11 protein-coding genes are annotated in these 13,873 nt (G+C 73.3%); 5 read left to right on the forward strand and 6 right to left on the reverse strand.

The features are described 5' to 3' along the window. Positions 1–153 precede the first annotated feature (153 nt). From ACY3FI_RS02905 to yczE, 3 genes are all read right to left on the reverse strand, one after another. Positions 154–735, reverse strand: a complete 582-nt coding sequence (locus tag ACY3FI_RS02905; RefSeq protein WP_462549236.1) for a PadR family transcriptional regulator — start codon at positions 733–735, stop codon at positions 154–156. Then, positions 732–1,568: a DUF4097 family beta strand repeat-containing protein gene (locus ACY3FI_RS02910; protein ID WP_462549237.1), complete on the reverse strand. Its 837-nt coding sequence runs from the start codon at positions 1,566–1,568 to the stop codon at positions 732–734. Before ACY3FI_RS02910 ends, ACY3FI_RS02905 begins: the two co-directional genes overlap by 4 nt. Positions 1,569–1,678: 110 nt before the next feature. After that, complete coding sequence (yczE, locus tag ACY3FI_RS02915; protein WP_462549238.1) at positions 1,679–2,341, reverse strand: membrane protein YczE; 663 nt, start codon at positions 2,339–2,341, stop codon at positions 1,679–1,681. A 61-nt stretch (positions 2,342–2,402) separates the two neighbouring features. On the opposite strand from yczE, the gene yczR reads away from it, so the two are divergent. From yczR to ACY3FI_RS02930, 3 genes are all read left to right on the forward strand, one after another. Then, the gene (gene yczR, locus ACY3FI_RS02920; RefSeq protein WP_462549239.1) at positions 2,403–3,845 is read left to right on the forward strand and encodes a MocR-like transcription factor YczR; all 1,443 of its coding nucleotides are present in this window, start codon (positions 2,403–2,405) and stop codon (positions 3,843–3,845) included. 80 nt (positions 3,846–3,925) lie between these two features. After that, a complete protein-coding gene (locus tag ACY3FI_RS02925; RefSeq protein ID WP_462549240.1) occupies positions 3,926–4,582 on the forward strand; it encodes a DUF6518 family protein in 657 nt (218 codons plus the stop codon). Positions 4,583–4,646: 64 nt separating this feature from the next. Beyond that, positions 4,647–8,174, forward strand: a complete 3,528-nt coding sequence (locus tag ACY3FI_RS02930; RefSeq protein WP_462549241.1) for an efflux RND transporter permease subunit — start codon at positions 4,647–4,649, stop codon at positions 8,172–8,174. On the opposite strand, the gene ACY3FI_RS02935 is transcribed toward ACY3FI_RS02930, so the two are convergent. Both ACY3FI_RS02935 and ACY3FI_RS02940 read right to left on the reverse strand, forming a co-directional pair. Continuing rightward, complete coding sequence (locus ACY3FI_RS02935) at positions 8,171–8,509, reverse strand: hypothetical protein (RefSeq protein WP_462549242.1); 339 nt, start codon at positions 8,507–8,509, stop codon at positions 8,171–8,173. The two genes, ACY3FI_RS02930 and ACY3FI_RS02935, sit on opposite strands and share 4 nt — an antisense overlap. Before the next feature lie 251 nt (positions 8,510–8,760). After that, complete coding sequence (locus ACY3FI_RS02940; protein WP_462549243.1) at positions 8,761–9,891, reverse strand: alpha/beta hydrolase; 1,131 nt, start codon at positions 9,889–9,891, stop codon at positions 8,761–8,763. A gap of 97 nt (positions 9,892–9,988) precedes the next feature. On the opposite strand from ACY3FI_RS02940, the gene ACY3FI_RS02945 reads away from it, so the two are divergent. Continuing rightward, positions 9,989–10,843 (forward strand): PPK2 family polyphosphate kinase, encoded by an 855-nt coding sequence (locus ACY3FI_RS02945; RefSeq protein ID WP_462549244.1) that lies wholly within the window; start codon positions 9,989–9,991, stop codon positions 10,841–10,843. Between the two features lie 269 nt (positions 10,844–11,112). Then, entirely contained in the window at positions 11,113–13,230 is a 2,118-nt protein-coding gene (locus ACY3FI_RS02950) for a DEAD/DEAH box helicase (protein WP_462549245.1), read from the forward strand. A gap of 126 nt (positions 13,231–13,356) precedes the next feature. Here the strand turns inward: ACY3FI_RS02950 and ACY3FI_RS02955 are convergent, their stop codons facing one another. Next, positions 13,357–13,866, reverse strand: a complete 510-nt coding sequence (locus ACY3FI_RS02955; RefSeq protein WP_462549246.1) for a mycothiol transferase — start codon at positions 13,864–13,866, stop codon at positions 13,357–13,359. Between the last annotated feature and the right edge of the window lie 7 nt (positions 13,867–13,873).

A 13,873-nucleotide genomic window follows, 5' to 3' on the forward strand; every position in this document is an offset into this window, starting at 1 on the left:
GTTCCGGGCGCGAGTCAACACGAGACCGGTCCGCGGCATTCCGATCCCGTCCGACGACCGACCGACGGACCGGCCGGACGGTCGTCCGACGACCGGCCGGCGGAGCGGCCGGACGGGAGGCGCGGATCGCCACCACCCGCCGGCCGCGGCCCGTCAGAGGGACCGGCGCAGGGCCTCCAGCCCCTCGCGCAGACGCGTCACGGTCTCCGGACCGAGCGTCCCGCGCGTCGCGCGGCGACGCAGGTCCGCGCGGACCTGCTGCCGGAACGCCGCGACCGCCATCTCGACCTCGCGCAGTGCACTGGCGCCCTCGGTCGGCACGTCGACGGGCTCGTCGGCGGTCTGTCCCTTCGGGGCCTGGGCGCTGGCGGCGAGATCGGCGCGGAGCGACCGCATCGCCTCGCCGACCGAGGCACGGACCCCGTCGGCCAGGGACTTCACCGAGTCGTTCACGCCGTTCTCGACCGCGGCGATCTCGTCCGCGCGGGCGTCGAGCTCGGCACGACCGGCGTCGGTGATCGCGTAGACGGTCTTGCGCCCGTCGGCGGTCTTCGTGACGAGGCCTTCGTCCTCGAGCTTCGCCAGGCGTGGGTAGACCGTGCCGGCGCTCGGGACGTACGTGCCGCCGAAGCGGTCCCCGAGGGCCTGGATGACCTCGTACCCGTGCATCGGGTGGTCGGCGAGCAGGACGAGCAGGTACAGGCGCAGGTGGCCGTGGGCGAAGACGGGGCTCATTCGACGACCTCCGAGTCGGTCACGGTGTCGGTGGGGGTGGGGGCCGCGTGCAGGACCGCGATGTCGCCGGACACCGAGTTCACCTTGAGGTCGAGCCACTGCCCGGAGAGCTCGCCGCCCTGCTTGACGTAGGAGCCGCGAACGCCACGGATCTCCGAGTCGTCGAACTGCAGCTTGCCGGTGGCGGTGCTGACGGTGCAGCGGTAGGCCACGCCGTCCTCGAGGCGGACGCTCACCGCGCCGGACACCGTGTTCACCCGGGCCGAGTCGGGGGTGCCGCGCAGGTCGAGCACCACGTCGGCCGAGACGCCGTCCGCCGAGAAGCGGGGGATGTCGCCGGTCGCGACGACGTCGCCGGACACGGTGTGCACCGTGAGGGCTCCCTCGAGCTCGCGCACGGTGGTGGTGCCGTTCACCGCGTTGACCGTGAGGTCGCCGGCCACCCCGTCGACGACGACGTCGCCGGACACGGTGTTCAGCGTCGCGCCGCGGTTCGTGCCGGCAAGCAGTGCGCCGGCGGACACGACGCCGACGTTCACCGCGGCGTCGCGGGGCACGAGGACGCTGACGTCGGCGTGGGCCTTGCCGCGGAACGACTTCAGGAAGCCGAGCGGGTCGTCCCAGCGGATCTGGGGGTGGTCGATCGTCAGGGTGTCACCCTCGAGCTCGATCTTGAGCGGCTTGCCGGACACGCCGTGCACCTCGACGCGGGCGGTCGGTTCGTCGTGTGCGACGACGTCGACCTGTCCGGCGGCGAGACCGACGCGCAGGCGGCGGACGATCCCGGTGTCGATCACCTTGGGCTCTTCGACGAGCCACTTCTCCTGGGCCATGTTGCCTCCTCCAACTCGCGATGTATCGCGTTGTGCGAGTCACGATACATCGCGTCTCGGCAGCCGGGCAAGCCTTCGCAGCCATCTCCGAGCCCGGAGCCGGGGAGTCGTCAGGCGGGGTCCGTGGCAGGGGTGGGGCGCGCCTCCAGGTCGGCGACCGGCGTCGTCCGGTCCGGGCTCCACGGGAAGCGGCCGAACACCGGCATCAGGGGTTGCACCAACGGGCCGATCGCGAAGGCGGCGACGACCGTGCCGGCACCGACGTCCCCGCCCAGGAGCCATCCGACGACCACCACGGAGACCTCGATCACCGTCCGCGCGACCCAGACCGGCCATCCCAGTCGCTGGTGCAGGCCGACCATCAGACCGTCACGCGCCCCCGTGCCGAAGCCGGCGCCGATGTAGCAGGCCGTCGCCAGGGCCAGCAGGGCGAGGCCGGCGACGAAGAGCCCGATCCGGGCTGCGAGCGCGTCCGGAGCGGGCACCAGCCAGAGCACCAGGTCCGCCGACGGCCCGATGGTGAGGGCGTTGAGCAGGGTGCCGATCCCGGGCTTCTGCCGCAGCGGGATCCAGAACAGCAGGATGACGACGCTCGACACCACGGTGATGACGCCGAACGACCACGGGACGACGTGCTCGAGTCCCTCGGTGAGCACCGTCCACGAGGAGACGCCCACCACCGCGCGGACCTGCAACGCGGTCGAGGCGCCGTAGAGGAACAGGCCGACGAGGAGCTGCACGGAGCGGAGGGACAGGGCGGTGCTGCGGGACATGCGCCGATCGTGCCGCGAGATTGGACTGCCCGTCGAGAGCCAATTCCGCTACCGTGGATCCATGACGCCGGTCCTCCTCAGCGCCCGATCCGCCGCACTGCTCCTCACCGACTGGCGGGACGGGTCCGACGCCCCCGCGTACGAGGCGCTGTCCGACGCGCTGCGGGTGCTCGTCATCGACGGGCGGGTGCCGCAGGGCGTCCGGCTGCCCGCCGAACGCGGACTCGCCACCGCCCTCGGGGTGTCCCGGACCACGGTGGCGAACGCGTACGCGCGGCTCCGGAGCGACGGGTTCCTCGTGTCGTTGCGTGGCTCGGGCAGCGTGGTGCGGCTGCCGGCCGGGCTCGTCGGTCGCCCCGACCCGGAACGCCTCGGTGGTGTGGTCGGCGGCGACCTGCTCGACCTCCGGAAGGCCGCGCTGCACGCCGCCCCGGGGCTGTCCGACGCCGTCGAGCGTGCGATGCGCCACGTGCCGGCGGCGCTCGCCGGCATCGGGTACGACACCGTCGGCGACCCCGGACTCCGCGCGGCCATCGCCGACCGCTACACCGAACGGGGGCTCCCGACGGACCCTTCGCAGGTCGTCGTCACCGTCGGCGCGCAGCACGCCATCGCCCTCCTCGCCCGCGTGCTCGTCCGCCGCGGTGACGCCGTGCTCGTCGAGTCGCCCACCTACCCGCACGCGCACGAGGCGTTCCGCGAGGCCGGCGGACGGCTCGTCGGGGTCCCCGTCGACGCACACACGGGATGGGACGAGGCGGCGCTCGAGGCGACCCTGCGCCGCACCGCGCCCGCCGTCGCCTACGTCATGCCCGAGCTGCACAACCCGACCGGCGCGACCATGACGGCCGGCACCCGTGACCGCCTGCTGACCGTCGCGGCGTCCGTCGGCACGACCGTCATCGCCGACGAGACGATGGGCGAGCTCCGGATCGACGGCGCTGCGTCCGCGCCGCTCGCCGCGGCCGATCCGGCCGTCGTCATGATCGGCTCGGCCGCGAAGGTGTTCTGGGGCGGCCTGCGGATCGGGTGGATCCGAGCGTCGCCGGAACTGCTGCACCGTCTGCTCCTCGCCCGCCCGACGGGCGACCTCGGCACGCCGGTCCTGGACCAGCTCGTCGTGCGCGAGCTCGTCCCGCGCACGGCGGCCGTCCTGGAGGCGCGGCGCACCGCCCTGCGCACCGGTCGCGACGACGTCGTGGCCGCCCTGCGCGCGCGGCTCCCGGAATGGGACGTCCCGTCCCCGGCGGGCGGGTTGACGACGTGGGTCGGGCTCGGCCGCCCGGTGTCGAGCGCGCTCGTGCTCGCCGCGCGGGCCGAGGGCGTGGTGCTGGCGTCCGGCGGGGTGTTCGGGCCGGACGGCGGGTTCGAGCGGTTCCTCCGGGTGCCGTTCACGATGGCACCGGCGGACCGGACGCGGCTGGTCGACGTGCTGGAGCGGGCGTGGGCTCGGGTCGGCGGCGAGGGCACGGGCGCCCGGGGGACCTTGGCGGCCGTGGTGTGAGGACGGGTCATCCTGCAGGGGGACCCCGTCTTCGCCCTGCGGGTGATGTGCGCCCGCACCCGCATCGGGATGCTGGTGCCATGAGCGCATCGACCGCCCCCGCCCGCCCCTCGTCCGTCGACCGGTCGGGCGGCGTCCCTGCGGCCGCCCGGGTCTCGATGGCGCTCACGGGCGCGCTGCTCGCGGGTGTCCTGACCTCGTTCGGGCAGGCGGTCCCCGCGCTGTCCACGGTCTCGAACGCCGCCGGTCCCTGGTTCGTCGTCGCCGTCGCCCTCTGCCTGCTGGCGCGGGTCCGGGCCGGCCGGGTCGCGCTGCCGCTCGCGATGCTCCTCGGCGTCGTGCTGCTCGAACTCATGCACGTCGGGTACTGGGCGGCCACCGTCCTCCGCGGGTACCCGGACGTCCTGTCGTGGACGAACTTCTGGGTGCTCGTCGGGGTCCCCGCCGGGCTGCTCGCCGGGGCCGTCGCGGTCGCCGTCCGGAGCGGCGACGAGCGGTGGCGTGCTGCTGCCCTCGGCGCCACGGCGGCGATCCTCGTGGGCGAGGGCATCCGGGCCCTCCTCCGGGTGGCAGCCACGACGGGCGTCACGATGTGGGTCGTGGAGATCGTCGTGGGCGTGGCGGCGCTGGTGTTCGCGGTCGTCACCGCCCGGACCCCGCTCGGCCGCGTGATCGCGCTCGCGACCGGCGTGCTCGGTACGGTCGGCGTCCTCGCCGCCTACCTGTCCGTGGGCTGACGCTGCAGTCCACAGATCGCGACCGGCAGCCCACGCACGGCCGCCTCCTGGGAGGATCGAGCACGTGCACTTCCTCTCGGTCTTCAGCCTCCGCAACCGTGCGCTCATCGCGCTGGTCACCATCGTCGTGGCCGTGTTCGGCGGCATCGCGCTGACGAGCCTCAAGCAGGAGCTCATCCCGAGCGTCCAGTTCCCGCAGGTCGCGATCGTGAGCGCCTACCCCGGGGCCACGCCGGAGGTCGTGTCGGCGGACGTCTCGACGAAGATCGAGCAGGGCATCCAGGCGGTGCCCGACCTCAAGTCGACGACGGCGACCTCGTCCACCGGGCAGAGCGTGGTCTCGGCGGAGTTCGCGTACGGCTCGAACCTCGCCAGCGCCGAGGACAAGATCCAGACGGTCGTCAACGCGCTCGCGCTGCCGGACTCCGTGAACACGCAGATCGTGACGGGGTCGTTCGACGACCTGCCGGTGATCCAGCTCGCGGTCACGGCGAAGGGTGACCAGGAACAGCTCGTCGACCGTTTGAACGCGACGGCGATCCCCGACCTCGAGAAGCTCGACGGGGTGCGGGCGGCCGACGTGTACGGCAACCCCGGACGCCGGGTCGTCATCACGCCCGACCGCTCGGAACTCGCTGCGCGGGGCCTCTCGCAGACCGCGATCTCCGACGCGCTGCAGGACAACGGCTCGCTCATCCCCGGCGGCACCATCACCCAGGACGGCTCGACGCTCTCGGTGCAGACCGGTGAACGGATCGGGTCCCTCGCCGACATCGAGGCGCTGCCGCTCACCGGTGGGTCGTCGTCCGGCGGCTCCGGAGCGGCGGGGGCCTCGTCCGCGAACACCGGGTCGTCGGCGGGCGGGTCGTCGGCCGGCGCAGCTGCCGGCGCCGCAGGGGCGACGGGCGTCGGCGGCGCTGCCGGCGCGGCCGGGGGTACCGCGTCCGGTTCCTCGGGCACGACCGGCGCGACGGGGGCGACCGGCTCGACCGGGGCGACCGCCGCGGGCACCTCGGCAGCTGCCACCGACACGACGATCGGCGACGTGGCGAAGGTCGCGATCGAGGAGTCCCCGCGCACGTCGATCAGCCGGGTCGACGGCGAGCAGGCCCTCACCATCGCGATCACCAAGACGCAGGATGCGAACACCGTCGACGTCTCCGAGACCGTGCGTGACGCCCTTCCCGGCATCGAGAAGAAGATCACCGGCGACCCGCGCTTCACGGTCGTCTTCGACCAGGCGCCCTACATCCAGCAGTCGATCGACTCCCTCGCCGAGGAGGGCCTGCTCGGCCTCGGGTTCGCGGTCGTCGTGATCCTGCTTTTCCTGCTGTCCGTCCGGTCGACGATCGTCACGGCGATCTCGATCCCGACCTCCGTGCTCCTCGCCGCGATCGGCATGCGAGCGGCGGACTACACGCTGAACATCATCACGCTCGCCGGCCTCACCATCGCCATCGGCCGCGTCGTCGACGACTCCATCGTCGTCATCGAGAACATCAAACGGCACCTGCAGCCCGGGGTCGACCGGCGCCAGGCGGTGCTCGACGGTGTGCGCGAGGTCGCCGGTGCCGTCACGGCGTCCACCCTGACGACCGTCGTGGTGTTCCTGCCGGTGGCGTTCGTGGCGGAGCTCGTCGGTGAGCTCTTCCGGCCGTTCGCGCTCACGGTCACGATGGCGCTCGTGGCGTCGCTGCTCGTCGCGCTGACGATCGTGCCGGTGCTGGCGTACTGGTTCCTCCGTGCGCCGAAGCCGCGCAGGCACGCGGGGGCGGGCGTGGGCGACCCTGCCGACGCGACCGGCGAGACCGGGGCGACCGCGGCGGTGGGGGCGACCAGCGCTGTCGGCGCGACCGGAGCGCCTGCGGGCACCGTGCCTCCCGGCCGGACCACGCCGAACGGTTCCGCGACCGAGGGTGCCCTGGCGTCGGCCGCCGACCTGCACGACGCGTCCGCGCCGGACCGACTGCGGCGCGGTTACCAGCCAGTGCTCGGCTGGGTGCTCCGCGCGCCGTGGGTCGTGCTCGCGCTGGCCGTCCTCGTGCTCGGCGGCACGGCGGCCGCGCTGCCCTTCGTGAAGACGAACTACCTCGGCGACTCCGGGCAGAACACCTTCACCGTGACGCAGGACCTCGAACCGGGCACGAGCCTCGACGTGCAGTCGGACGCGGCGGCGGAGGTCGAGCGTCAGCTCCGCGACGTCGACGGGGTGCAGACGATCCAGACGACGATCGGTACGAGCGGTCAGTCGATCCAGGCGGCGTTCGGCGGCGGGGCGACCGCTTCGATCCAGTACGCCGTGACGACGGACGCGGACGCCGACCAGGCACGCATCCAGTCCGACACCCGCAAGCGGTTGGACCGCCTCGACGACGCCGGACAGCTCACGCTGTCCTCGTCGGGCGGCGGGTTCGGCGGCAGCAGCGACATCGAGGTCGACGTCACCGCACCGACGCAGGCCGAACTCCGGACCGCGGCGGACCAGGTCCTCACCGAGATGCGGAAGGTGCCGAACACCACCGCGGCATCGAGCAACCTGTCGGCCGCGGAGCCCTACCTCGCGGTGAAGGTCGACCGGCAGGAGGCTGCCGAGCGCGGACTCACCGAGACGCAGATCGGCGGGATCGTCGCCGCGGCCGTGTCGCCGCTCGACACCGGCACGGTCGAGATCGACGACGCGTCGCTCGACGTCTACATCGCCGACCCGCAGCCGCCGACCACCATCGCGGCGCTCAGGGCGTTGTCCGTGCCGACGGCCACCGGCAGCGTGCCGCTGTCCGACGTGGCGAGCATCGAGCGCGCCGAGGGCCCGACCTCCGTCACCACCGCCGACGCCGTCCGCACCGCGACGATCACGGTCACGCCGGACGCCACCAACCTCGGCGCGGCCGTGCAGTCCGTCACCAGCGCGGTCGACCAGCTCGACCTGCCGCGCGGTGCCTCGGCCTCGATCGGTGGTGTGGCGTCGAGCCAGACGTCGGCGTTCAGCCAGCTGCTCCTCGCGGCGCTCGTGGCGATCCTCATCGTCTACGTCGTCATGGTCGCCACGTTCCGGAGCCTGCTGCAGCCGCTGCTCCTGCTCGTGTCCGTGCCGTTCGCGGCGACGGGCGCGATCCTGCTGCAGATCGCCTCGGGCATCCCGATCGGTGTCGCGTCGCTCATCGGCGTGCTCATGCTCGTCGGCATCGTCGTCACGAACGCGATCGTCCTCATCGACCTCGTGAACCAGTACCGCCGGAGGGGGCTCCGTGTCCGCGAGGCCCTCGTCGAGGGCGCCACCCGACGCCTGCGGCCGATCCTCATGACGGCGCTCGCGACGATCTTCGCGCTCGTGCCGATGGCGGTCGGGTTGACCGGGCGGTCGGGGTTCATCTCGCAGCCGCTCGCGCTCGTCGTCATCGGCGGCCTGGTGTCCTCGACGCTGCTGACCCTCGTGGTGCTGCCGGCGCTGTACTTCGTGGTGGAGCGAGCGCGGGAGCGGCGGGCCGATCGGCGCGCTGCCGCGGGCGGGGCGCCGGCGTCGGGCGGTGCTGATGCTGGTGCTGCTGGGGGCGCTGCTCCGCAGCCGTCGGGTCCGGTGGCGGAGGGCTAGCGGCGGTACTCGGCGTCGATCGCGGAGAGCGGGTCCGCGGCGGGGGTCCGGACGGTCGTCACGGGCGCACGGCGCGTGCCCCGGGCGTCCGCCGACTCCTCGCGCTCCACGGCCCGGAACCAGGAAACGAGCACGCACGTCAGCGTGACCAGGAACGCGATCCCGGCGACCTGCGAGACCACGCCGAGGTGCCCGGTCGCAGCGGAGTAGCCACCGAACGCCGTCGTGACCGCGAACGACAGGCCCAGCGAGAGCTCGGCCGCGGTCCGCAGCGGGGAGCGGTGCTCCCAGCGGGTGGCGGTGCCGGGCGCGGGGCGGGTCGAGGTGTCGGTCACCCTGCGAGTCTGGGTGGCGGGGGCGTTCCGCGGCAGTCCCGACTCCGGGTGCCACCCGCCCGGGGCGCACGCCGCGACGAGTCTCGCACCGCTGACCGCACGCCCGGTCCTGCGCGAGTCTCGCCCTCAGCGACACATCTCGGCCGCGGGAGCGCGTGAACCGTCGCTCAGCGCGAGACTCGGGGCCCGGGGTCCGAGACTCGGCACCGTCGCGGCCGAGCGGCCGGCCGCGTGCCCGGCACTGCGACACCTCAGTCCAGGTGTGCCCGGAGGAACGCCACCACACGCCTGCTCATCGCCTCGTCGAGCTGCGCGATCGAGTGCGCCGTCCCCTCCACCTGCACGAACGTGACCGGCACGTCGTGCGCCCGGAGCGTCGCGGTGAACTCCTGCGACTCCCAGAGCGGGATGAACTCGTCGGTGGAGTGCCCGATGAAGAACGGCGCTGTGTCCGACGTGACGTGGAACCCGGGGGAGGCCCGTTCCGCCGCCGGACAGCCCGCGGAGGTCCGGCACCCGAGGTAGAGCAGCTGCTTCCGCTGGAACGCCGCGGACACCCCGTCCGCCTCGGTCGACCGATCCGTCAGGTCCGTCGGGCCGCTGAGGTCGACCACCGCCCGGATCCGGTCGCCCTCGGCGAAGGCGGGGGACTCGTGGTCGGTGACGGCCAGGAGCGCCGCGAGGTTCCCGCCCGCACTCCCGCCGAACACGCCGACCCGGGTGCGGTCCACGCCGTAGGTCGTGAGGGTCGTCGGGCGGAAGACGAAGTCGAGGGCACGCCGGACGTCGTCGTAGCCCGCGGGGAAGGGGTCGGTCGGGGCGAGGCGGTAGTCGACGTTGAAGGTGACGAAGCCCTCGGACGCGAGGTACTTGCACACGGAGCGGTAGGCGGCGGTCGCCTTGTCGCCGTGAGACCAACTGCCGCCGTGGATCATCATCACGGCGGGCCGGCCGGACCCCCGGACCGCCTCGGCCACCGCGGACGGTGAGGCACTCGCAGGCGCCGAGGCACTCGCGAGCGCCGGGGCATTCGCGGTCGCCGGGGCACCCGCGGGCGCCGGGGCACCCGCGGACGGCGTGGCACTCACAGGCGCCGAGGCACTCGCGGACGGCGAGGCACCAGACGGCGTCGCGTCCGGCGGCGCATCGACCGACGCCCCCGCCGGCAGGCACACGTCGAGCCGCTGCAGCGGGTCGGCCCCGTACGGCACGTCTGCCACCACGTCGATCCCGTGGTACCGCAGTGACAGCGGGTAGATGACCGGCCCCGCCGTCACCGCACGGTTCTCGTCGCCGACCGGTTCCGCGCTGCACGAGCTCACGACGCCGAGCGCCACGACCGCGGCGGTGACCGCGAGCAGCATGCGACGTCCGGACCTCATCGCTGCCACGCTAACCCGACCCCGGGCGCAGCACGTCCTCCGACCGGACGAACCCGCTCCGCGGTGACAGGATCGTGATGAGACCGCAGGAGGACCCGTGAGCCGTCGCAAGGCCTGGAACGCCGATCCCGAACCGCTGCTCCGCGTCGAGGAGGGCTTCCGACTCGACCGGGTCGACCCCGACGGCACGCCGGGGTTCCCCGGGCGCAAGATCGACGGGCTCGAGGCGCTCGCCGCCGGGGCCGATCGGCTGGCCGCCCTGCAGGAGCGACTCCACGCGGTGAGCACGGCGGGCGACGAGCGTCGGGTGCTCCTCGTCCTCCAGGCGATGGACACCGCCGGCAAAGGCGGCATCGTGTCGCACGTCGTCGGAGCGGTCGACCCGAACGGCGTGCACTACGCCGGCTTCAAGGCGCCGACGGCCGAAGAGCGCGAGCACGACTTCCTCTGGCGGATCGAGCGCGAGCTGCCGCAGGCCGGCCAGCTCGGCGTCTTCGACCGGTCGCACTACGAGGACGTCCTCATCCAGAAGGTCCGCTCGTTCGCCCCGCCCGAGGAGATCGAGCGACGCTACGGCGCCATCGTCGACTTCGAGGACCGACTGGTGGACGCCGGGACGACGATCGTCAAGGTGATGCTCCACATCTCGAAGGACGAGCAGCGCGAACGCCTGGGCGACCGCCTCGACCGGCCGGACAAGCACTGGAAGTTCAACCCCGGCGACATCGACGAGCGCCTGCGCTGGGACGACTACCAGGCCGCGTACCAGACCGTGTTCGAGCGCACGTCGACCGAGCGGGCGCCGTGGTACGTGGTGCCGGCGAACCGCAAGTGGTACGCCCGCCTCGCGGTGCAGCAGCTCCTGCTCCGTGCGCTCGAGGACATGCAGCTCACCTGGCCCGCCGCCGACTTCGACGTGGCCGAGCAGCGGCAGCGGCTGGCAGATTCCTGACCCGGGCACGGGCGGTCTGGAGGCGCGTGGCGGCGCCGCCACGCGCCTCCAGACCGATCGGGGCTGGCCCCGGCGACCGATCTCACGTAGACTCGATCGGTCGGCCTTCGGCACCGCGGCATCATGACCGCGGGTTTCGTTTGGGTGTGTGTGCGCTCGAGGGCTGGATTCACGTCGAACCGCGACGGGAAGAACCCCCTCCCCGCTGAAGAGCCCCCGCCGATGTCGCTGCCGGGCGCTGTGGGACGTCTGCACCCCGGAAAGTAGCAATGGCCCCGTACGACAAGGGCGCGCGTCAGCGTGCCGACGACCGAGTCCGCCACGCGAACGGCACTCCTGCCGCGCGCAGCAGCAAGCACCGCGGTTTCCGCGCCGCCGACCCGGCGCAGCCGCGGCAGAAGCAGCGCTGGGACGCCGAGGAGCGCCGCGGCCGCGCGGCGCAGGGCGAGCGTCCGGCCCGCCCCAACTGGGAGCCGCGCGACGGCGGCCAGCGCCGTGACGACCGCGGCGGGCGTGGCTTCGACCGCGACCGCGGCGGCCGTGGGTACGACCGTGACGACCGCGCGCCGCGTCGCTCCGAGCGTGACGACCGGACGCCCCGCCGTGACGACGACCGTGGTGCTCGCCGGTTCGACCGTGACGACCGTGCCCCGCGTCGGTTCGACCGTGACGACCGTGCGCCGCGCCGCGACCAGGACGACCGTGCCCCGCGTCGGTTCGACCGTGACGACCGTGCGCCGCGCCGGTTCGATCGTGACGACCGTGCCCCGCGTCGTGATGACGACCGTGGTGCCCGTCGGTTCGATCGTGACGACCGTGCGCCGCGTCGTGACGACGACCGAGGTGCCCGTCGCTTCGACCGTGACGACCGTGCCCCGCGCCGGTTCGACCGTGACGACCGTGCCCCCCGCCGGTTCGACCGTGACGACCGCGCGCCGCGCCGCGACCAGGACGACCGTCCCCGCCGTTCCTCCGACCGCGACGACCGTGCCCCGCGCCGGTTCGACCGCGACGACCGTGCCCCGCGGCGGTTCGACCGCGACGACCGTGCCCCGCGCCGGTTCGACCGCGACGACCGCAGCGACCGCGCACCGCGCCGCTCGTTCGACGACGACCGCACCACCGACCGCAAGCCGTTCGTCCCCGCGGACGACGTGAAGCTCGAGAAGCTCCAGGCGGAGGCGACCGTCGCGGCCGATGTCGAGGGCGTGTCCTTCGGCGACCTCGGCATCGGCGGCAACATCTCCCGTGCCCTCGCAGAGCTCGGTGCGAGCAGCCCGTTCCCGATCCAGGCGGCGACGATCCCCGACGTGCTCGCAGGCAAGGACGTGCTCGGCCGCGGCCGTACCGGCTCCGGCAAGACGATCGCGTTCGGTGCGCCCCTCGTCGAGAAGCTCATGGAGCACGGCGGTGGCACCAAGCGCAAGATGGGCCGTGCCCCGCGTGCGCTGATCCTCGCGCCGACCCGTGAGCTCGCGCTGCAGATCGACCGCACCGTGCAGCCGATCGCCCGCTCGGTCGGCCTCTTCACGACGCAGATCTACGGCGGTGTGCCGTACGGCCGCCAGGAGGGCGCCCTCGAGCGCGGCGTCGACATCATCGTCGGGACGCCCGGCCGCGTGCAGGACCTCATGAACAAGGGGAAGCTCGACCTCAGCGAGGTCATCGTCTCCGTCCTCGACGAGGCCGACCACATGTGCGACCTCGGGTTCCTCGAGCCGGTGCGCGAGATCCTCTCCGCGACGGCCGAGGTCACCCCGCAGGGCAACCGCGCCCAGAAGCTGCTGTTCAGCGCGACGCTCGACGCCCAGGTGGCATCGCTCGTGTCGGAGTTCCTGCACGAGCCGAGCGTCCACGAGGTCGCTGGCGAGGACCAGGCCTCCTCGACCATCGACCACCGCGTGCTCGTGGTGGAGCAGCGCCAGAAGGACCAGGTGCTCGAGGAGCTCGTCGCCGGCGACGGCAAGACCATCGTCTTCGCCCGCACCCGCGCCTACGCCGAGCGTCTGGCCGACCAGTTCGAGGACGCCGGCATCCGTGCGACCTCGCTGCACGGCGACCTCAACCAGTCCCGCCGGACGCGGAACCTGCAGCTGCTCACGAGCGGCCGGGTGAACGTGCTCGTCGCGACGGACGTCGCGGCCCGCGGCATCCACGTCGACGACGTCTCGCTCGTCGTGCAGGCGGACGCCCCGGACGACTACAAGGCGTACATGCACCGCTCCGGCCGCACCGGTCGTGCCGGCAAGGAGGGCACGGTCGTGACGATCGTCCCGCGCGGCCGCATCCGGAAGATCGAGGGCATCCTCGAGAACGCCGAGATCGAGGCCGACCTCGTCCAGGCGGCTCCTGGTGACGGCATCGTCGCGGAGCTCGCCGCGCGGTAGACGCGACCACGCACACACGGGAGGCGCGGTGCCAGCTGGCACTCCTCCCTCGCAGGCTCGGTCGGCGTGCCCCGCGCAACGCTTCGCGTTGCCGCTGAGCGGGGCACGCTCCCGTCCGTCACGGGGTCAGTGGGTGAAGAACAGCAGGCCGCGCACGTAGCCGGCCTGACCGGCGTGCTGGGTGCAGTCATCCAGGATGCTCACGAGACGCGCGCCGCGCGTGACGGGCGGGTCCCAGGCGTCGTCGACGACCGGGTCGAGGTCCTCCGGGGCGAGCGTGCCGAGGTACGCGACGGTGCGCTCGTGCACCGCCCGCAGGTACCCGTTCAGCAGCTCCGCCGAGGCGCGCACGCGCCCGACGTCGTCGCGGGACATGCCGTACCCGAGCGCCTCCGCCGGGAAGGGCAGCCCGAACCGCTCGACCCAGCCGTCCGCGGTCCAGACCTGCTCGGTGTCGGCGAGGTCGGCGATCTGCGCGTCCTGCCCACGGGCGGTGTGCCACGCGAGCCACGCGAGCGTGTTCGCGCCCGTTGCGGGGCGTGCCGCCAGCTGGTCCTCGGACAGGCCGTCGAGGGCCCGGCCGACCGTCTCGGGCACGCGGGAGAACGCTTCGACGAGGAGTTCGGAAGGGGTCATGCGCGCC

Source organism: Curtobacterium sp. RM9 (assembly GCF_054956955.1).